The sequence below is a fragment of the Streptomyces sp. NPDC003036 genome, from assembly GCF_040611175.1.
Classification (GTDB): Bacteria; Actinomycetota; Actinomycetes; order Streptomycetales; family Streptomycetaceae; genus Streptomyces.
In genome coordinates this window covers 1-19610 of the sequence record NZ_JBEXNO010000024.1, presented here as the reverse complement: position 1 = coordinate 19610, position 19610 = coordinate 1, and the positions used below count along the sequence as shown (strand labels likewise).

Annotated in this window: 20 protein-coding genes; 12 read left to right on the top strand and 8 right to left on the bottom strand. The window is 74.2% G+C overall.

What is annotated here, in order from left to right; translation table 11 throughout:
- Window positions 1-51 precede the first annotated feature (51 nt).
- The 3 genes from ABZX67_RS19075 to ABZX67_RS19065 form a co-directional block, all read right to left on the bottom strand.
- Window positions 52-324 carry a hypothetical protein gene (locus ABZX67_RS19075; RefSeq protein WP_355361574.1) on the bottom strand — a complete coding sequence of 91 codons (273 nt, stop codon included), beginning with the start codon at window positions 322-324 and terminating at the stop codon, window positions 52-54.
- 266 nt (window positions 325-590) lie between these two features.
- Window positions 591-1316 carry a hypothetical protein gene (locus ABZX67_RS19070; RefSeq protein WP_355361572.1) on the bottom strand — a complete coding sequence of 242 codons (726 nt, stop codon included), beginning with the start codon at window positions 1314-1316 and terminating at the stop codon, window positions 591-593.
- A 371-nt stretch (window positions 1317-1687) separates the two neighbouring features.
- Complete coding sequence (locus ABZX67_RS19065) at window positions 1688-1927, bottom strand: chaplin (RefSeq protein WP_355361570.1); 240 nt, start codon at window positions 1925-1927, stop codon at window positions 1688-1690.
- Window positions 1928-2302: 375 nt separating this feature from the next.
- On the opposite strand from ABZX67_RS19065, the gene ABZX67_RS19060 reads away from it, so the two are divergent.
- The 8 genes from ABZX67_RS19060 to ABZX67_RS19025 all read left to right on the top strand — a co-directional run bounded on the left by ABZX67_RS19060 (window position 2303) and on the right by ABZX67_RS19025 (window position 11679).
- A complete protein-coding gene (locus tag ABZX67_RS19060) occupies window positions 2303-3520 on the top strand; it encodes a glycosyltransferase (protein ID WP_355361568.1) in 1218 nt (405 codons plus the stop codon).
- Window positions 3517-4995, top strand: a complete 1479-nt coding sequence (locus ABZX67_RS19055; protein WP_355361566.1) for an exopolysaccharide biosynthesis polyprenyl glycosylphosphotransferase — start codon at window positions 3517-3519, stop codon at window positions 4993-4995. The genes ABZX67_RS19060 and ABZX67_RS19055 overlap by 4 nt, the downstream gene beginning before the upstream one ends.
- Complete coding sequence (locus ABZX67_RS19050; RefSeq protein ID WP_355361564.1) at window positions 4995-6284, top strand: O-antigen ligase family protein; 1290 nt, start codon at window positions 4995-4997, stop codon at window positions 6282-6284. The genes ABZX67_RS19055 and ABZX67_RS19050 overlap by 1 nt, the downstream gene beginning before the upstream one ends.
- 73 nt (window positions 6285-6357) lie before the next feature.
- Window positions 6358-8082, top strand: coding sequence for a lipid II flippase MurJ (locus ABZX67_RS19045; RefSeq protein ID WP_355361748.1), 1725 nt, complete (start codon window positions 6358-6360; stop codon window positions 8080-8082).
- Window positions 7991-8773 carry a polysaccharide deacetylase family protein gene (locus ABZX67_RS19040; protein WP_355361562.1) on the top strand — a complete coding sequence of 261 codons (783 nt, stop codon included), beginning with the start codon at window positions 7991-7993 and terminating at the stop codon, window positions 8771-8773. The genes ABZX67_RS19045 and ABZX67_RS19040 overlap by 92 nt, the downstream gene beginning before the upstream one ends.
- The gene (locus tag ABZX67_RS19035; RefSeq protein WP_355361560.1) at window positions 8770-9891 is read left to right on the top strand and encodes a glycosyltransferase; all 1122 of its coding nucleotides are present in this window, start codon (window positions 8770-8772) and stop codon (window positions 9889-9891) included. The genes ABZX67_RS19040 and ABZX67_RS19035 overlap by 4 nt, the downstream gene beginning before the upstream one ends.
- Window positions 9892-9898: 7 nt before the next feature.
- The gene (locus ABZX67_RS19030) at window positions 9899-10600 is read left to right on the top strand and encodes a lipopolysaccharide biosynthesis protein (protein ID WP_355361558.1); all 702 of its coding nucleotides are present in this window, start codon (window positions 9899-9901) and stop codon (window positions 10598-10600) included.
- Window positions 10597-11679, top strand: a complete 1083-nt coding sequence (locus tag ABZX67_RS19025) for a GNAT family N-acetyltransferase (protein ID WP_355361557.1) — start codon at window positions 10597-10599, stop codon at window positions 11677-11679. Before ABZX67_RS19030 ends, ABZX67_RS19025 begins: the two co-directional genes overlap by 4 nt.
- Before the next feature lie 6 nt (window positions 11680-11685).
- On the opposite strand, the gene ABZX67_RS19020 is transcribed toward ABZX67_RS19025, so the two are convergent.
- From ABZX67_RS19020 to ABZX67_RS19005, 4 genes are all read right to left on the bottom strand, one after another.
- Window positions 11686-12930 carry a glycosyl hydrolase gene (locus ABZX67_RS19020; protein ID WP_355361556.1) on the bottom strand — a complete coding sequence of 415 codons (1245 nt, stop codon included), beginning with the start codon at window positions 12928-12930 and terminating at the stop codon, window positions 11686-11688.
- A 239-nt stretch (window positions 12931-13169) separates the two neighbouring features.
- Complete coding sequence (locus tag ABZX67_RS19015; protein WP_355361554.1) at window positions 13170-13430, bottom strand: chaplin; 261 nt, start codon at window positions 13428-13430, stop codon at window positions 13170-13172.
- A 417-nt stretch (window positions 13431-13847) separates the two neighbouring features.
- Window positions 13848-15239, bottom strand: a complete 1392-nt coding sequence (locus ABZX67_RS19010) for a cytochrome P450 (RefSeq protein ID WP_355361552.1) — start codon at window positions 15237-15239, stop codon at window positions 13848-13850.
- Between the two features lie 84 nt (window positions 15240-15323).
- Window positions 15324-15692, bottom strand: coding sequence for a DUF6479 family protein (locus ABZX67_RS19005; protein WP_355361550.1), 369 nt, complete (start codon window positions 15690-15692; stop codon window positions 15324-15326).
- Window positions 15693-15880: 188 nt separating this feature from the next.
- Here ABZX67_RS19005 and ABZX67_RS19000 point away from each other — a divergent pair, with 188 nt between their 5' ends.
- Window positions 15881-16267 (top strand): rodlin, encoded by a 387-nt coding sequence (locus tag ABZX67_RS19000; protein ID WP_355361548.1) that lies wholly within the window; start codon window positions 15881-15883, stop codon window positions 16265-16267.
- Between the two features lie 161 nt (window positions 16268-16428).
- On the top strand, window positions 16429-16815 hold the full coding sequence (locus ABZX67_RS18995) for a rodlin (RefSeq protein ID WP_355361546.1): 387 nt from the start codon (window positions 16429-16431) through the stop codon (window positions 16813-16815).
- An 83-nt stretch (window positions 16816-16898) separates the two neighbouring features.
- Here ABZX67_RS18995 and ABZX67_RS18990 read toward each other — a convergent pair whose 3' ends face one another.
- Complete coding sequence (locus ABZX67_RS18990; protein WP_355361544.1) at window positions 16899-18587, bottom strand: bifunctional 3'-5' exonuclease/DNA polymerase; 1689 nt, start codon at window positions 18585-18587, stop codon at window positions 16899-16901.
- 92 nt (window positions 18588-18679) lie between these two features.
- Here ABZX67_RS18990 and ABZX67_RS18985 point away from each other — a divergent pair, with 92 nt between their 5' ends.
- Complete coding sequence (locus ABZX67_RS18985) at window positions 18680-19255, top strand: WHG domain-containing protein (RefSeq protein ID WP_355361542.1); 576 nt, start codon at window positions 18680-18682, stop codon at window positions 19253-19255.
- A gap of 167 nt (window positions 19256-19422) precedes the next feature.
- A partial coding sequence (locus tag ABZX67_RS18980) for a hypothetical protein (protein WP_355361540.1) occupies window positions 19423-19610 on the top strand: 188 nt, incomplete at its 3' end.

The window sequence follows — 19610 nt, the reverse complement described above, 5'->3', positions numbered from 1 at the left end:
CGGAACGACGTCGTTCCCGCCCCGGCCCCCGTACGGTGCCGTGTGTGACGCTTACTTGGCGCCCAGCGGCAGTCCACCGAGCAGCGGCTTGGCCTTCGGCTTGAGGTCGCCGGCGGTGTCGGTCACCTTGCCGACGAGGTTGCTGTCGGCCGCCTTGCTCACCGCGTCGCTGGGCACGGCCTCGGTCAGGCCCCGCTTGCCCAGCGTGTCGACCGCGCCGTTCAGGCTGGTGGGGGTGAGGCTGTCGGCGGCGAAGGCCGGGGCGGCGGCGCCCAGAGCCATCACGGAACCGGCGACGACGGCGGCAACCTTCGTGGGCTTCATGGGTGGTGAGTCCTTCCTGAATGGCGTCTGTTCACGACAACTCGCGCCTCGCGCAGGTCACTTGGCGTTCCCGCAGTGTGGCGCCCTGTTCTCTGTAACGAGCCCTCCGCGCGGCGGAAACTCCGGAAGGAAGGAATTCTCGACACTGCACCCGAACGATGAGGATTGGTCCGATTCTCGGATCAAAGGGCAAGAGGAAAACAACAGGAGAACCCTGTTGGCTCAGCGTATCTGGGCCAACAGGGTTCATCGGGTGCAGCGCCGCGTCAGACCGCCGGCGTCTGCGTCATGTCGTTGGGCGCCGGCAGGTTGGTCGCGGGGGTGCCCTGCATGTTCTTGGCGGTCGCCGCGAGGAAGTCGGCGACGGCCTTCAGGGTCGACTGGACCTGGTTCGAGACGGCGGCCGTCTGGCCCTCGGTCGAGGCCTTGATCAGCTCGTCGACGCGCTTGTCGATGTCGGCGAGCGCCTGGTCCATGGCGTCCACGGCCAGGTCGATCTGCGTGTCGTCGGCGGTCGTCTCGTCGACCGGGGCGTTCGGCGCGGCCGGCTGGGCGGGCGCGTTCGGGTTCGCCGGCGCGTTCGGGGAGCTCGGCTGACCCGGCTGGTTGGGCTGGCTCGGCTGGCCGGGCTGGTTCGGCCGGCTGGGCTGGCCGGGCTGGTTCGGCTGGCTCGGGGAGGCCGGTGCCTCCGCCGCGTTCGCCTTCTTGATGGCCTCGATGACGGCGTCGATGTCCGCGTTGTACTTCGAGGCGACGGTGGTGCTCAGCTTGCCGTTGTCCGCCTTGACCACGGCGTTGAGCAGCTCGGCCACCGGGACGACGAGGTCGCCCGTGTGGTCGACCGGCTGGACCTGCTTGAGCAGCGTGGGCGCCTGCGGCAGCGGGGCGCCGGCGGCGGAGTCGGAGTGGGCGGAGGCGGCCCCGGCCGTACCGAGGGTGAGGGCGGCGCAGATGACCGAGGCCGCCGTACGGCGGGATGTCAGGAGACGCATGTGTTGTCCTTCCGGTGAGGATGCGTCGGGAACGTGACATCACCGTGTGTCGAGGCAACGCGGTTCGCAATCGCATCCGTTACGGACGGTGACTGCGCTCCGTGGGTGAAACGGCGGACTTGACCTGGGGAAACGCCGATGGAAGGGCCGCGTGGGGAATCGACGGGAGCGCCGCCGATAGGGGGAAGAGGCCCTCGAAGAGGGGGGTGCGCGGGGCCGGAAACGGCACGGTGCGCCGCCCCGGAAGGGGCGGCGCACCGGATGCGTGACGCGTGGGCGCGTCGACTGCGTGGAAGCGTCGCTGCGGCTGACGGCTGACGGCTGACGGCTGACGGCTGACGGCTGACGACGAACGCGGTCGCGGTTTTCGGTCAGTCGTTGATGCAGACGTTGCCGAAGGCGGGGTTCAGCACACCGATGATGTCGATGGTGTTGCCGCAGAGGTTGATCGGGATGTGGATCGGGACCTGGATCAGGTTGCCGGAGATGACACCGGGGGAACCCACGGCCGCGCCATCCGCCTTGGCGTCGGCGGACGCGACACCGGCGGTGCCGGCCACGGACGCGGCGATGGCGGAGGTCAGGACGGCGGCCTTCGCGATACGGGACATGGTGAAGAGCTCCTAGTTCGATGATGCTGCGGGTCGACGTGCCCGGCTACATCACCAACGCCCCAGCATTTCCCCGGTTGCGCTACCGAACGGGTGAACCGTCGGACCGGCACGCGGGTGACGCGGCGCGCCACGCGCGGTGAAGAGCGGCTGAAAACAAGGACGTTGTGGTGACCGTGTTTCACATCCTTCGTCTGTCCGGTTGTTGAGTTATAACGTTCTTGCTCGATTCCTTCCCGGATCATCCACATTCGGCGCGCTCTTACGTGGTGCAGCGGATCAGCTCGCCGATTTTGTGAATTCGCGCGCGCTTCGACAGCGCCGACCCCCTCACTGCCACCCGATTATCAAAAGGCTTCGTAGAAAGGGTCACGCGTGCGTCTTCCTTTCACCGCACTGCATGTTGTCCAACCCGGCGACGGCGGCGTGGCCCGGGTGGTCACCGACGTGGTCGGCGCACAAGTGGCACGCGGAATGCGGGTGGCCGTGGCGTGTCCGCCCGACGGCCCGCTGGCGGCAGCGGTACGCGCCGCGGGCGGCGAGGTGCACCCCTGGCGCGCGGGCCGGGACCCGGGGTGGCGGCTGCCCGCCGAGTGCCGCCGCGTCGCCGAGATCGTCGAGCGCGTACGCCCGGACCTGGTGCACGCGCACAGCGCCAAGGCGGGGCTCGCGGCCCGGCTCGCCGTACGCGGCCGCGTGCCCACCGTCCACCAGCCGCACGCCTGGTCCTTCGAGGCGGTCGGCGGCCTGACGGGTGCGCTCGCCCGGCACTGGGAGCGCTGGGCGGCCGCCCGCTGGACCGATCGCGTCGTCTGCGTGAGCGAGGCGGAGCGGGAGCGAGGCGAACGGGCCGGGGTCCGGGCGTCGTGGTGCGTGGTCCGCAACGGCGTCGACGTGGCGCGCTTCGCCGGCGGCGCCGGTACACCTCGGTGCGCCGATGCCGCCGACCCGGAGGATCGATTCAGCCCAGGTGGCGGCGTGCGAGACGGCGGCCCGCGGCGGGTGACCGTGCCGCCGCCCGTCCTGGCGTCACCGCTCGTCGTGTGCGTGGGGCGGCTGTGCAGGCAGAAGGGCCAGGACGCCCTGCTCCAGGCCTGGCGGACGGTGGTCGAACACATCCCCCGCGCCCACCTCGCCCTCGTCGGCGACGGCCCGGCCGGTCCCGCGCTGCGCGCCGCCGCGCCGCCCGGGGTCACCTTCGCCGGGGCCGTCGACGACCCGGCGCCCTGGTACCGCGCCGCCGACCTCGTCGTCCTGCCGTCCCGCTGGGAGGGCATGGCCCTCGCGCCGCTGGAGGCCATGGCGAGCGGGCGCCCCGTCCTCCTCACCGACGTCGACGGCGCCCGCGAGAGCCTGCCGCCCGGCCAGGAGCTCCACTGCCTCGTCCCGCCGGACGACCCCGCCGCGCTGGCCGCCGCCCTGATCCGGCTCCTCCAGCGGCCGCTCCTGCGCAGAACCCTGGGCCGCCGGGCCCAGCACCACGTACGCGACGGCTTCGACGTACGCCGGGTCGGCGCGGCCCTCGCGGACGTGTACGACGAGGTGACCGCGAGGCGGTGCCCGCCCGTGCTCCGAGAGCCGGTCGCCCGGTGACCGCGGAGACGGAGAGCGCCCGTTCCGCCGCGCACGTCACCGTCGGGCCGCCCCGGGCGGCGGCCGACCAGGTCTCCACCGGCGGGCCGCCCCGGCGCGTCCGGGCCGCGCCGCCGTCGTTCACGGCGTCGCTGGTCGCCGTGGACTGCGTCGCGGTCCTGCTGGCCGCCCTGCTGCTCACCGCCGAGCAGCGCGACTCCGCCCTCCTGATGCAGCTCACCGTCGGCGTGGCGGCGCTCAACGCGCACGCCGGGCTGTACCGGCCCGCCGCCTTCGCCCCTTCCGTACTCGACGAACTGCCCGCCCTCGCCGGGCGCGCCGCCGTCGCGTGGTGCGCGGCCGCCGCCCTGGTCGCCGCGCAGGCGCCGCACCGCGCCTTCGGCCCGGTGGCGCTGACGTCGGCGTACGCCCTGCACCTGGCGGTGGTGACCGGCTGCCGCGCCGTCCTCCACCGGCGGCGGCGGCGCGCCGCGCGCGCCCATCCGCGCTCCGCGCTCGTCGTCGGGCCCGCCGCGGCCGCGCAGCGCCTCGCGGGCACGCTGGCCCGGCACCCGGAGTACGGGATCCGGCCGGTCGGCGTCGTCGCCGTCGGGCCGCGGCCCGGGCCGGGCGGGGAGGAGCCGCCGCTGCCGGTGCTGACGACCACCGAGGAGATCCACCGGGCCGTCATCCAGAACGGTGTCGGCGACGCGGTCTTCACCGGCGCGGACGGCGCGGACGGCTCGAACGGCACGGTCCCGGCAGCCGAGCTCGTCGCCCTCTTCGGCCGGTACGGCTGCGCCGGCTGGCTCGTCGGCGCAGGCCGTGGCAGCGGCACCCGGAGCGGCGCCGCCATGAGCCGGCACCTGTGGGGCTTTTCCTGCCGCCGCCTCGACCTCGGCGTGCCGGCCCACCGCCGTACGCCACCGGCCAAGCGGATCCTCGACATCGCCCTCGCCGCGCCCCTGCTCCTGCTGCTCGCGCCGCTCCTGCTGCTGTGCGCCGCCGCGATCCGGGCCTCGGACGGACCCGGTGTCCTCTTCCGCCAGGAGCGGGTCGGCCAGAACGGCCGGCTGTTCACGCTGCTGAAGTTCCGCACCCTGCGCCCGGTCGACGAGCTGGAGGCCGCCACCCGCTGGAGCGTCGCCGACGACGAGCGGATGAGCGCCGTCGGCGCCTTCCTGCGCCGGACCTCGCTCGACGAGCTGCCGCAGCTGTGGAACGTGCTGCGCGGTGACATGAGCCTGGTGGGCCCGCGCCCCGAGCGGCCGTACTTCGTCGCCGAGTTCAGCCGCGCCCACCCCGGCTACGCGGCACGCCACCGGATGCCCGTCGGGCTGACCGGTCTCGCCCAGGTGCACGGGCTGCGCGGGGACACCTCCATCGAGGACCGGTGCCGCTTCGACAACCACTACATCGACCACTGGTCCCTCTGGCAGGACGTGTGCATCCTGCTGCGCACGGCGGCCTCCCTGATCCGCCCGGCGGGCAGCTGATGCCGGTACCCGCTTCCTGGGCACCGCTCGTGCCGCTGCTCGCCGTCGTCGTGCTGCTCGCCGTTCCACCCGGCGAGGACGGGGGCGGCGGCTCGGGCACGCCCGCGGACCTGGCGTCCGCCGTGCTCGTCGCCTTCTGCCTCGTCCGGGTGGTACGCGCCCGGGCGCGGCCGCTGGACCGGGTCGCGGCCGTCGTCCTCGGGCTGCCCGCGGTGGGCGTCTGCGCGGCGGCGGTCACGGCCCACGACCCGGTCGGCGCGCTGCCCGGGGTCGTCCGCTACCTCCAGGTCTTCGTGCTCGTACCGGCGGCCGTGGTGCTGCTTGTACGGGACCGGCGGGACTTCGCGCGGGTCGGCTGGGCGCTGATCGGGCTCGCGCTCGTGGAGGGCGCGGTCGGCGTCGTCCAGTACGCGACCGGCACCGGCGCCTCGTACCAGGGCGAGGACGTACGGGCGGTGGGGACCTTCGGGCCCACGGACGTGATGGGCATGGCGACGGTCGTCGCGTACGGGCTGGTCGCCGCGCTCGGCATCGCGCTCGGGGCGCCGGACCGGCGGGCGCGGGCCGCCGCGGGGGTGTGCTGCGGGCTGCTGCTGCCGCCGCTCGCCGTGTCGTTCAGCCGGGGCGCGTGGATCGCGACGGTGGTGGCCTGCGGGCTGCAACTCGCCCTCTCCGGCGTACGCAGGGCCGTACGGACCGGGCTCGCGGCGGCCGCGCTGGGCGTGGTCCTGGTCGCGGGGTGCGGCGTCGGGTCGCGGATGCTGGAGGAGCGGGTGACGAGTATCTCGCGGGTCGCGGCCGCGCCGGACCAGTCCGTCACCGACCGGTACGCGCTGTGGGCGGCGGCGGGCTCGATGTGGCGCGACGAACCCGTCACGGGGGTCGGGCTGAAGGGCTTCCCGCACTACCGCGACGGCCACGCCTCGCTCGCCCTCTCGTCGGGCAGCGACACCGCGGGCGCGGGCCACGCCTTCACCCGGCAGCCGCTGCTGTCGCCGCACAACATGTACCTGCTGGTCCTCGCCGAGCAGGGGCTGCTGGGGGTGCTGACCCTGGTGGGCAGCTGGCTGGCGCTGCTGGTGTGCGCGCTGCGGAGGAGCCCGCCCGCGGGAGCCTTCGACTGCCGGCTGATCGCGGCCGGGCTGCTGGTCTGGCAGCTCGTCGACTTCGCGTACGCGGACATCGGCGGACCCTCGACGGTCCTGACGGCGGTGGTGCTGGGGCTCGCCGCCCGGTGGGCGCTGGGGCCCGGCCTGATGGCCGGGGGGACGGTGGCCGCGCGTGGCTGACGACACGGCACGGCTCGTCGCGCCGGCCACCGCCGAGGCACCGGATCCCGGCCCGTGGCGGCCGTCGAACCGCCTGCTCGCCCGCGCGGCGCTGTTCACGGCCGTGCTGACGGCGGCGGGCGCGGTGTTCGGGCTGATCAGGGACCAGCTGCTGGCGCACACCTTCGGGGCCGGTACGGACACGGACGCGTTCCTCGTCGCGTGGACCGTGCCGGAGTTCGCCGCCACGCTGCTCATCGAGGACGCGATGGCCCTCATCCTGGTCCCGGCGTTCAGCGGCGCCCTGGCCCGGCGCACCCTCGGGCAGGACACCGATCCGGTACGGGCGCTGGTCAGGGCCACGCTGCCGAAGGCGGTCCTCGGCATGGGCGTGGCCGCCGGGCTCACGGTGCTGGCGGCGCCCTGGCTCGTACCCGTCCTGGCTCCCGGGCTGCCGCAGCAGCGGCTCGCCGTCGACTGCACGCGGCTCACCGCCACGTGCGTGCTCACCTTCACGCTGGCCGGGTACTGCAGCGCGGCCCTGCGCGCCCACGGGCGGTTCCTGCCGCCGGCCGCGATCAACGTCGCGTACAACACCGGCATCATCACGGCGGTCGTGCTGCTCGGCGCCCGGTGGGGGGTCCGCGCGGCGGCGTGCGGTGTCGCGGCGGGCGGGCTGCTGATGGTGCTGGTCCAGGCGCCGTCGCTGTGGCGGCAGTTGTGGGGCAAGCGCGCGGGCCGCGGGCGTGCCGGGAGCGGTCGCCCCGGAAGCGGGCGTGCCGGGAGGGAGGGCCCCGGCAGGGAGGGCCCCGGGAGCGGGCGTGCCGGGAGGGAGGGCCCCGGCAGGGAGGGCCCCGGAAGCGGGCGTGCCGGTGGGCTCGTCGTCGCGCTGCTCGCGCCGGTGATCGTCTTCGCGGTGACCCGCCAGTCGCAGGTCCTCGTCGAGCGGTTCCTCGCCGCGCCGCTGCCCGCCGGGGCGATCTCGCACCTCAACTACGCGCAGAAGGTCGCGCAGTTGCCGATGGTGCTCTCGCTGATGATGTCCACGGTCACCTTCCCCGTCGTGGCGCGCGCGATGGCGGCCGGTGACACCGGCACCGCCCGCCGCCGGGCCGAGCGCGACCTGCTGCTCGCGGGCGTCATCGTCCTGGCCGGGGCCGCGACCGTGATCGCCGCCGCCCCGCAGATCGTGGAGCTGCTCTTCCAGCGCGGCGCGTTCGACCACGCGGACACCGCCGCGACCGCCGCCGTCATGCGCGTGTACGCCCTCGGGCTGCTGGGCCACACGCTGGTGAGCGCGCTGGTCCGCTGCTACTTCTCCGCCTCAACGCCCCTCTGGTACCCGGCCGCCGTCATGACCGGCGGCGTCGCCGTGACCGCCGCGGCCGGGCTCGTGCTCGTCGGGCCCTGGGGCGCGGCGGGCATCGCCGCCGGCAACGCGCTCGGCATCACGCTCTCCGCCGCCCTGCTCCTGCTCGGCGTCCGCAGGCAGAGCATCCCCCTGGACACCGCCCTCCTCGTACGGGGCCTCGGCCGGCTCACCGCCGCCGCCGCCGTCGCCACCGCGGCGGGGTGGTGGTGTGCGGCCGGCCCGCCGCTCCTGGCGACCCCGCTGGCGCTCGTCGCCGTCACCGCCGTCTTCCTCGCCGCCGCCTGCCTGCTGCGGGCGCCGGTGGTCCCGTCCCTGGTCCGTTCCCTGACTCGTACCGCCGTACGGAGGCTCGCTCATGGCCCCTCGGAAACCCCGGACTCCCTGGAATCCTTGGAATCCACGCCCGTGGGTCGCGATGTACCACTCCATCGACGACACCACCGATGACCCGTACCAGGTCACCGTCTCCCCGGCCCGCCTCGACCGCCAGCTGCGCTGGCTGCGCGACCGCGGCCTGCGCGGCGTCGGCGTACGGCAGCTGCTGCTGTACGCCGCCCGCCACGGCGACACGCGCGGCCTGGTCGGCCTGACCTTCGACGACGGGTACGCCGACTTCCTGGAGCACGCCGTCCCCATCCTGCGCCGCCACGACTGCACGGCCACCGTCTTCGTCCTCCCGGGGCGGCTCGGCGGCGACAACGACTGGGACCCGCGCGGCCCGCGCAAGCCGCTGCTCACCGAGGCGGGCATCCGCCGCTGCGCCGCCGCCGGGATGGAAGTCGCCTCGCACGGACTGCGGCACGTCTCGCTGACGTCCGCCCGTGACGCCGTCGTACGCGAGGAGGTCGCCGGCAGCAGGGAGCTGCTCCGTACGATCACGGGCAGGGCCCCGGAAGGCTTCTGCTACCCGTACGGCCACCTCGACGCGCGCGTGGCGGCGGCCGTACGGGAGGCGGGGTACGCGTACGGCTGCGCCATCGACCCCCCGGCGGAGCTGGCCGGCCTCCTCGCGCTGCCCCGGGTGCACATCGGCGAGCGGGACGGCGGCTGGCGCCTGCGCGCCAAGCGCCGCCTGCACGCGGTGCGGCGCGCCGCCGTGGACCTGGCGCCGGTTCCGGTGTCGGTGTCGGCGCCGTGACCGGACGGCTCAGAGTCCTGCACGTCATCACGGGCCTCGGCATCGGCGGCGCCGAGCAGCAGCTGCGCCTGCTGCTCCCGCACATGCGCCACGCCACCACCAGCGGCGTCGTCACGCTCACCAACCCGGGCCCGGTCGCCGACGCCCTGCGCGCCGACGGCTTTCCGGTCACGCACCTCGGCATGCGCGGCAACCGCGACCTGACCGCCCTGCCCCGCCTGACCCGGCTGGTCCGGCAGGGCGGTTACGACGTCGTCCACACGCACCTGTACCGGGCGTGCCTGTACGGGCGGATCGCCGCCCGGCTGGCCGGGGTGCGCACGGTCGTCGCCACCGAGCACTCGCTGGGCGAGGACCAGATCGAGGGCCGCCCGCTCGGCGCCGGCGCCCGCGCCCTGTACCTGGCCGGTGAGCGGCTCGGCACGGCGACTGTCGCCGTCTCCGACGCGGTCGCCCGGCGCCTGGCCGCGTGGGGCGTGCACCCGGCGCGCGTCCGGACCGTGCCGAACGGCATCGACGCCGCCCGCTTCGCCTTCGACCCGCGCGCGCGGCGGGCGGCGCGGCGGCGGCTGGGCCTGGCGCCCGACGCGTACGTCGTCGGCGGGGTGGGCCGCCTGGTGCCGGGCAAGCGGTTCGACACGCTGATCCGCGCGCTGGCCCACCTGCCGCCCGGCACCCGGCTGCTGCTGGTCGGCGAGGGCGAGCAGCGGGAGGCGCTGGAGCGGCTGGCCGTCGCGTGCGGGGTCGCGGAGCGGGTGGTGTGGGCGGGCGCGGTGGCGCGCGGGCTGCCGGAGCTGCTGTCGGCGATGGACGTCTTCGTGTCGGCGTCGGCGGACGAGGCCTTCGGGCTCGCGTGCGTCGAGGCGCTGGCCGCCGGGCTGCCCGTGCGGTACGTGGCGTGCCCCGCGCTCGACGGCCTGCCGCCCGGCGAGGCGCCGGGGGCGCGGCGGATCGGCGGGTCGGTCGCCGAGGTGGCCGCCGGGGTGGCCGCCGCGCTGGACACCCCGCCGGGTGGGCGGCTGCCCGTGTCCGCCGCCGTACACCGCTACGACATCGCGCACACCGCGCGGCAGTTGCTGTCCCTCTATCACGAGCTGTCACGAACTACTGCGAAGTGAGTGAACGATGACCCCTCATTCCCTCGTCGTACGCCGGGTGATCGGCTGGCTGACCAGACTGAGGAGCACCGTCCTGAAGGCGCGTCACCGCCGGTGGTTCGTCGCGGTGGCCGTGCTGCTCGGGGTCGCCTGCGGCGGCGCGTACGGCCTGCTGAAGACCCCGGAGTACGCGGCGACCAGCCATGTCGTCGTCGTGGCGGCCGAGGGGTCCGACCCGGCCGCGGCGATGGGGCTCGCGCAGGCGTACGGGCGGGTCGCCACCGATGTCGCGGTCACCGGCGACGCGCAGGTGGAGGCGGGCGTTCCGGCGAGCACCCTGCGCGCGAGCGTGCAGGCGGCGACCTCGCCCGACGCCCCGATGATCTCCCTCACCGGCCGGGCGGCGGACCCGGCGACCGCGGCCGCCCTGGCCGACGCGGTGGCGAGGGCCCTCGTACAGAAGGGCGGCCACACCGAGAAGAGCACCGGTGTGAAGGTCCTCCAGTTCGCCCGGGCCGCCCGGCCGACGAGCCCGGTGTCGCCGTCCGCGCCGCTCGCCGCGCTCGTCGGCGGCTGCGCGGGCGGCCTGCTGGGCGGGCTGGCGCTGCTGGCCCGGCCGCGCCACGGCGTCGTGGCGCCGGACCGGCGTCCGGCCCTGCCCGGCCCGGTGTCGCCCGCGGCGGCGTCCGCGGCGGCGCATCCGTCGGGCGCGCGGCCGGAGGCGGTATGAGCTGGGAGACGACCGTCTGCCGGGATGGCGAGGAGTTCGGGCGGCTCGCGGGCGAGTGGGCGGACCTGTACCGGCGGTGCGAGGCCGCCACCCCGTTCCAGGCACACTCCTGGCTGCACTCCTGGTGGGTGTCGTACGGCACCCCGGGCCGTCTCCGTCTCGTCCTGGTACGCCGGCACGGGCGGCTCGTCGCGGCGGCGCCGCTGCGGCTGGTGCCGGGCCCGGTGCCGGTGCTGACCCACCTGGGCGGAAGCATCACCGACTTCTCGGACGTACTCGTCGACGACGCGTGCGCGCAGGCCGTCCCCGAGCTGGCCCGGGCGCTCGGCGACCTCACCCGTACCGCCGTACTGGACCTGCGGGAGGTGCGCGCGGGGGCGGCCGCCGAGCGGGTCTACGCGTGCTGGCGCGGCCCGCGCCGCAGGCTGCCCGACTCCATCTGCCTGGAGCTGCCCGCCCTCACCATCGACGAACTGGTCGGGCGCCTCCCGTCGGCGCGGGCGCAGCGGTCCCGCTCCAAGCTGCGCAAGATCGACAGGCTCGGCGTCCAGCAGCGCGTCGTCCCGGCCGCCGAGGTGCCGCAGGCGCTGAAGCGCCTCCTGCACCTGCACCAACGGCAGTGGGCGGGGCGCGGGGTGACGGCGGAGCACCTCAGCGCCCGGTTCGCCGAGCACCTCGAACGGGCCGTGCGGCCCATGGTCGAGTCGGGCAACGCCATGGTGACGGAGTTCCGCATCGGCGGTGACGTGGTCGCCGCCGACCTCACTCTGATGTCGCCGAGGCTGTGCGGCGCCTACCTGTACGGGGCCGATCCGGCCCTGCGCGCCGGCAAGGTGGACGTGACGGCGATGCTGCTGCGCAACTGCGCGACGGAGTGCAGCGCGAACGGCCGGGCCACGCTCAGCCTGCTGCGCGGCACCGAGCCGTACAAGCGCCAGTGGCGCCCGGCGCCCGTCCGCAACCAGCGGCTGCTGCTGGCGCGCCGCCGGATGGCCCCGGCCCTGCTGCTGCGGGCGGCGTACGCGGGCGCCCGCGGCTGGGCCGCGGACGTGGCGCGCGAGCGGCGCGGGGAGGCCTGAGCCGGGTCAGGCCCGGCTGTGCTGCCACCACTCGACGGGAACGCAGAGCGTGGTCCCGATCCACTTGCGGACCCACGGGCCGAGGTCCACGACCCGGCAGGCGGCCGACGGGGGCGCGGCGGGCCCCGGTTCGACGGGCCCCGGTTCGACGGGCACCGGCTTGGGCTCCACCGGCTCCGGTACGGGCCCGGTCCCGCCTCCGCCCCCGGGCTCGGTCTCCTCGGGCTTCGGCTGCGGCCGGGGCAGCGACAGCATCGTCCGGAACACCTCCGACGACTTCGGATTGTCGTCGCACTGCCAGACGCCGTGCGGGCAGTAGTCCGTGATGGTGTGGTAGAGCGGTTTGTGCTCGGCGATCCAGTTCAGCATCCGCCGCATGTACTCGGGATTGTCGCCGTTGCGGAACAGGCCCCACTCGGGGTACGAGATCGGCTTTCCGCGGGCCGCGGCGAATTCCACGTGATGGCGCAGCCCGTAAGGCTGCTCCACCATCTCGTCGAAGGTCTCGCCCGGCGGCTGGTCGTAGGAATCCATCCCGACGATGTCGACGACGTCGTCCCCGGGATAGCACTCGGTCCACGGAACGGCGTCCGTCCCGCGGCTCGGCGCGAAGTCGAACCGGAACCGCTGCCCCGGCACGGCCCGCATGGCGGTGACGATGCGCCGCCAGTACGTCTTCCACGCCTCCGGGTCCGGCCCGCACCGGTGCGTGTACGTGATGCCGTTCATCTCCCACCCCAGGACGAGGACGGTGTCCGGCGCCTCCAGCCGTACGAGCCGCTCGGCGAGCGTCCGGAAGTGGTGGTCGAACGCCCCCGCCGCGCCGAGCCGCAGCATCTGGCGCACGACCGGGTCCGGAAGGCGGTCCTCGTTGCGCGGCAGCATGGGGACGTTGAGCACGAACAGCCGGTCCTCGCGGGCGCGCCGCCACTCCGCCCAGGGCCGCAGGAAGCCGGGGAGGCCCTCGATGTTGCTCCACAGGTCGCCCGGCAGGTAGGTGTGGCCCACCCGCAGTTCGGTGCCGCCGAGCCACTGCTGCAGTTCCGTCATCCGCCGGATCCCGGGCGGGCCGTAGTGCAGATACGCGCCCAGCGCCGGTGCCGTGACCGGCGCCGTGACCGGAGGCGGTTCCGTCGGCGCGGGCGGTTCGGCGGCGTGGGCCGGGGGTGTCACGAAGGCTCCCGAGACGAGGAGACCGGCGGCGAGCGCCGTCGGCCACGTACGCGTTCTCCGTCTTTTCCGATCGGCCATCTCTGCTCCTTCGCGCGGCACGGCACCCGGGCCGTCCGTCGGATGGATCAAAAGTATGACCAAGAGGCCGATCGGGAATGCGGATCCGCCTTTCCGTAGACCGTTGGTGGAATTCATCGCCCGCTTGGGGCAGCGGAGCCCCGCGGACGCACGAAGCCGGCCCCGGATCAAGCGTTCGGGACCGGCTTCGGATCTGGCTGACCGATCGGGGCAGAGGCGCTACATCACGCCCGCCGCGCTCACTTCTCCTTGTCGGAGCCGTCCTTCGAGGAGTTGATGCAGACGTTCCCGAAGGCCGGGTTGAGCAGGCCGACGATGTTGATCGTGTTGCCGCAGATGTTGATCGGCACGTGAATGGGCACCTGGACGACGTTGCCCGAGAGGATCCCCGGGCTGTTGGCGGCGACACCGTTGGCCTCGGCGTCAGCGGCGGCGGGCGCGGCCGCGCCCAGCGCCATGACCAGACCGGCGATGGCCACCACAGCCTTCTTGCACTTCATAGTTCGGCTTCCTTTCCGCAGGAGGAAGTCATGCCACGGATTTCGTGACGATCGAGCCCGCGATGTGGGGCTCGGCTTCCACTGCGAAAATCAGAACGAAAGTGAAAGCAGAAAGACATCATTGAGGCTGATTTCCGCACTGATTCACCCGAACGCGGAAGGGCGCACCCGGCGAATGGCTCAACGGCTGGGCCAGACGGGGCGGGATACCAGAGCCTGCCATTCGTGGTCCGGAACTCCGGGGACCGCACGCCCCTGCGCTCTCCATTCGCGCATCAGCGCGGAATAGACGGGCGACGGTTCGGTCCCCGTCGCCTGCCTGCTCTGTGGAATGAGGGGCACGCGCTGCCATTTCCCGGAGCGAGAAGCCATGCCGGACCTTTCCGTTCACAGCCGTGGCGAGGCTCTCGCATCATGTCACAGCCACCCGCGCGAAATGTGCGGAAGTGCCACGAAGCGCAGGCCGAAGTGGTCGAGGGTGCGGGGCAGCGGCCGGTCGGGCCGCAGCAGGCCGGGGCGGTACGGCAGGTACGTGTGGCGCTCCAGCAGCGCGGCGAGCGTCGTCGAGGCGACCAGCAGCACCAGGTCCTGGCCGGGGCACTCGCCGGGGCCCGCGCCGAACGGCATCAGCGCCTCGGTGTCCTGCGCGGTCCCGTCCATCCAGATCTCCGGCGTGAAGCGGTCCGCGTACGGCAGGGCCTCGTCCCGGTGGAAGAGCGGCGCGTAGATCAGGAATTCCGTCCCGCCCGGGAGGGTTTCCTCGCCCCAGACGGTGTCGCGCACCGACTCGCGCACGAGGAACGGCGTGGTCGGCCACAGCCGTACGGACTCCAGGACGCAGGCACGCGTGTACGGCAGGAGGTGCGGCTCGGTGAGGTCGGTGACGGCCAGTTCGTTTCGGACCTGCCCGGTCTGCGGCTCGTGCGTGGCGAGCACGGCGAGGGTGCGGAACACCGCGGTGCCGGCCTCCTCGAAGGCGAGCAGCCAGTGCGGCACCTGCCCCACCGGGTCCACCGCCCCGGCGCCTCCCGCCGCGCTCGCCGCCCCACGCGCGATCTCCACGGCGAGGCTGCCCGGCTCCGCGTGGTCCAGGTGGTCGCGCACCCTGCGCGCGAAACGGTCCCCCGGCCCGGTGGCCGTCCGGGCCGAGCGCAGCCGCCCCAGCGCCGCGGTGAGGTCGGTGTCGTCACGGGCGGCGTCGCCGAGCACGACGCGCCGCGCGGTGCGGTCCCACGCCTCCCGGAACGCGCTCCAGCCGATCTCGCCGTCACCCGCGGTGGCCGCGCCGAGCAGCCGCCCGGTCTCCTCCCGCACCGCACGCACGAAGTGCGGAGCCAGGCTGTGCAGCTGCTGCCCGTACTCCAGCACGCCTTCGTTGAACGGGCGCCGCTCGTCGCGCCGCGTCCCGTGCGAGGTGAGTACGCCGTGCGGCCGGAAGTGTGCGGTCGCGGCGCCCCCGGCGCGGGTGGCCGGGGCGTACGGGTCCGGCGTGCCGTCCAGGACGTGCCGGGCGTCCTCGGCGTGGAGCACGACCGCGAGGTGCCTTCCGCCCAGGTCGAGGCGCAGCGGGCCGGGGCCGTAGCGGTCGCGCAGCGCGGTGAGGAGCCCGGTCGCGCGCCGGTCGGCCGCGGACCGCTCGGCGAGGGCCATCGTGGCCCGGCGCCCGGCGGGGAGGCCGGCGGCGAGGGCCGGCGCGAGCATCTGCGCGGCGACCCGTGCGGCGTCGCGCCCGCCGACCCGTGCGGGCGTGTGCGCGGCGCGCGCCTTGAGGTCCGTACCGAGGCCGCCGACGGGGTCCGTGCTGGGCATGCCCCCCGGGTGCCCGTGCGGGCCACCCCGAAACGATCGCCCGCCCCCGGCGGTCCGGGGGCGGGCGATGGGTCGGCGCGGGGTTCAGCCGCCCGTGGTGGGGCCGCCGCTGCCGAAGCCGCCGCTCGGCGCGCCGCGCCACTTCTGGTCGTCCTCGGTCCGCGGCGACGTGTCCGGCTCCGTGTTCTCGTGCTTCAGCTCGTACGGCATCACCCGGTCCTCACGCTCGGACAGCTCGGCCGGCCTGCGGTAGCCCTCGGCCTCGCCCGGCAGGCCCGCGTCCGCCGGCCGGTGCGGCTGTTCCTCGGCCCTCGGCGGGGCGGGCTCCCGCGACCGGATGCGCCGGCCCAGCCAGAACGCGCCGATCAGGAACCCGACGAGGATGATCCCGGCCACGAGCGGGCCGATCCCCACAAGATGGTCCCTCTCGGCCAACTCCATGCTGTTCGTCATGAGAGCGTCCATACCGCATGTGTACCCGCTGGGGGCGGAGTCAGACAAAGACAAAACTATGGTCGTAAAAACGGTGAGTCCGTCTTTTCCTGATTGAGCTCTTCGAGTGACAACGCGCAACTGAAACCGCTCTGGGCTGTTGATCAGAACGACCCAAGCACAGGGTCTCTCGACGAGAAGGATGGACCATGATCAAGAAGGTTCTGGCTACCGCCGGCGTCGCCGCGGCCGTCCTGGGCGCCTCCGCGCCGATGGCCGCCGCGGTGGGCGACCACGGGGTGGACACGCAGAACGGCAACTTCGCCACCCAGTCGTACGGCAACACCTACACCGGCGGCTACATGAGCCCGCAGATCGGGCTCATCCAGGGCTCGTTCAACAAGCCCTGCATCGCTCTGCCCATCCAGAACGTCCAGAACATCGTGGCCCTGATCAACATCGGTGTTCAGGACATCCTCAGCGACAGGCAGTACCAGCAGTGCACGGAGAACTCCACGGCGGTCAGGGGTGACGCCCCCCTGTCGCACATCCTCGAGAACGTCCTCTCGGAGAACGGCGCCGCCTCCGTCGACTAAGACGTGTGGCCACCGGTCCGCGAGACGTCCGCGCGGGCCGGTCCCCTCCGCGGCCACACACGGCCGCACGCACGAAGACTTCAGTAACCGCACGGCGCCCTCCCCGAGTGGGCGCGGCAGGACGACCCGAGCAGCGGGTCTCTCGACGAGAAGGATGGACCATGATCAAGAAGGTTCTGGCTACCGCCGGCATGGCCGCGGTCGTCCTGGGCGCCTCCGCGCCGATGGCCGCCGCGGTGGGTGACCACGGGGTGGACACGCAGAACGGCAACTTCTCGAAGCAGGTGTACGGCAACACCGTCACCGGTGGCCACATGAGCCCGCAGATCGGGCTCATTCAGGGGACGCTCAACAAGCCCTGCGTCGCTGTGCCCATCCAGAACGTCCAGAACATCGTGGCCCTGATCAACATCGGTGTTCAGGACATCCTCAGCGACAAGCAGAACCAGCAGTGCACGGAGAACTCCACGGCGGTCAGGGGTGACGCCCCCCTGTCGCACATCCTCGAGAACGTCATCTCCGAGAACTTCAGCGCCGCCGTCGACTAAGACGCGCCCAGCCTGTCGGTGTGACCACAGGGGCGGGCCCCGCATCCGAATCCACGGATGCGGGGCCCGTCCCCGTCTGCGCCTCACTTGGCGTCGGCGTAGCACTCCACCGTCGCCGTCGTGAACGGAAACCGCACCGGTGTCTCCCCGAACGCGATCCGCCCGGCCGCGTCCCCGGCCGCGCGGATCGCCTCGGCGACCGCCGGGGCCTCCTCGGCCGGGCAGTGCACGATCACCTCGTCGTGCTGGAAGAACACCAGCTCGGCCCGCATGTCCGCCAGCGACCGGCGCAGCGCGGCCAGCATCAGCAGCGCCCAGTCGGCGGCGGAGCCCTGCCCCACGAAGTTCCGGGTGAACCGGCCGCGCGCACGGGCGTTCACCGACGCGTAGCCCGGCGTGAAGCCGTCGTCGGAGAGCGGCTCCTCCGTGCCGCCCTCCTGGGGGATGCCCGCCTCGTCCGCCTCGGCCGCGCCCGCCGCGCGGGGGCTCGTCCGGCCCAGCCAGGTCCGCACCAGCCGGCCCTCCTCGCCCGCCTTCGCCGCGTCGTCCACGTACGCCACCGCCCGGGGGAAGCGGCGGCGCAGCGCCGCCAGGTTCTTCAGGCCGTCGCCGCTGGTCTGCCCGTAGATCGCGCCGAGCAGCGCCAGCTTGGCGTGCGCCCGGTCGCCGGAGAAGGCGCGGTCGGAGAGGCGCGTGTAGAGATCGTCCTCGTGTCCCGCCACCTCCATCAGGCCCGGGTCGCGCGAGATGGCCGCCAGCACGCGGGGCTCCATCTGGTCCGCGTCCGCCACCACCAGCCGCCAGCCCTCGTCGGCCACGACCGCGCGGCGGATCACCCGTGGGATCTGGAGCGCCCCGCCGCCATTGGTCGTCCAGCGGCCGCTGACCGTGCCGCCCGGCACGTACTCCGGGCGGAAGCGGCCGTCGTGCACCCAGTCCTGGAGCCAGCCCCAGCCGTGGGCCGTCCAGATCCGGTACAGCTTCTTGTAGGCGAGGAGCGGCACGACCGCCGCGTGGTCGAGCTCGGCGAGCTCCCAGCGGCGCGTCGAGCGCACCTTGATCCCCGCCTCCGCGAACGCCTTGACCACATCGGCGGGCAGGTCCGGGCGCACCCGGCGGCCGAACGCCGCCGACACCTCGTCCGCCAGCTCCGCCAGCCGGCGCGGCTCGCCCCCGCCCGCGTACCGCTCGCCCAGGAGCTCACGCAGCACCGCCCGGTGGACGTCCGCCCGCCACGGCAGCCCCGCCCGGGTCATCTCGGCGGCCACCAGCATCCCCGCCGACTCGGCCGCGGTCAGCAGCCGCATCCGGCCCGGGTGCTCGGCGGCCTCGTGTCGTCGCCCCTGGTCCGCGTACACCTCCAGCAGCGCCTCGAAGGGGACCGCCGACGGCCGCGGCTCGAACAACGGGGTCTGCGAGCCGGGCTCGGCAGCCCTCGGCGGCGGATCGGGCGGTACGGGGAGGCCGTGCAGCCGCGCCCAGGCCGCGGCGGCCGAGCGCGGCTCGCCGAGGCGGCCCTCGTGCCCGAGCAGCAGCTGCTCGGCGGCCTCGATGTCGTAACACCGCTCCACCCGGACGCCGGCGGCCAGCAGCCGGGGGTGGAGCGCGGCCGTGGAGCGCCACACCCACCGGCCGACGTGCGGGCGGGAGCGCACCGCCTCGACGAGGTCCGGCTCGGTCAGCACGGGCCCGGCGGGCAGCCCGTCGGGCCCGAGGGGGGCGAGCCGCGCCCCGCCGCCCTCGGTGCCGTCCACGAGCCAGCGTTCGTTCACACGGGCGAGTCTGGCACCCGGCACTGACAATCCCGGCCATCCCGGGTGCCGGTAAGGTGGCGCGGAATTCCGGGACGGACGAAGGGTGACTCATGGCGCGTGCCGGGCTGACGGCCGACCGGCTGACGCGGGCGGCGGCGGATCTGGCGGACGAGGTGGGCCTGGAGAAGGTCACCGTGTCGGCCGTGGCGCGGAGCTTCGGAGTCAAGGACGCGAGCCTGTACTCGCACGTCAAGAGCCTCGCCGACCTGCGCACCCGGGTCGCGGTCCTCGCCGCCCGCGAGTTCGCCGACCGCCTCACGTCCGCCGTCGCGGGCCGCGCCGGCGGTGACGCGCTGCGCGCCTTCGCCGACGCGTACCGGGCCTTCGCCCTGGAGCACCCCGGGCGGTACGCGGCGTACCAGCTGCGGCTGGATCCGGCCGTGATCGCCGAGTCGCCCGGCCACCTGCGCTCCATCGAGACCACGACCGCCGTGCTGAGCGGCTACGGCCTGACCGAGCCGGACCTGACGGACGCGGTCCGGCTGCTGCGCAGCACGTTCCACGGCTGGGCCGGCATCGAGGCGGCGTCGGGCTTCGCCCACCCGCGCGACGTCGACGCGTCGTGGAGGCGTGCGGTCGACGCGCTGGACGCGGTGCTGTCCCACTGGCCGCCGGCGGTGGCCTGACCGGGCCTGACACCGCCGGAGGCCGGTTGTCAGTGGCGGCTGCGACCATGGTGCTGGGTGGGGAAGCGGTGGTGAGGAGGCACGGTGATGGCGGTGGGGTCGCGTAGGGGCGGATGGACCGGGGCGCCGGGCGGCCGGGCGCGCCGGGCGCTCGGTGAGCGGCCGCGATGAGTACCGCGGTCGACAAGGCGCTGGCCGCCGCGCTGTACGCCGAGGACGACGCGGCGCTCGACACCGGCGCGTCCCTGCTCGCCGCCGACCCGGCCGCGGACGCGGAGCCGTACAACCCGTCCTTCGAGACCGGCGCGGTGGACTTCGTCAAGAAGTACCCGAAGGCCGACGGCCGCGGCGTGAC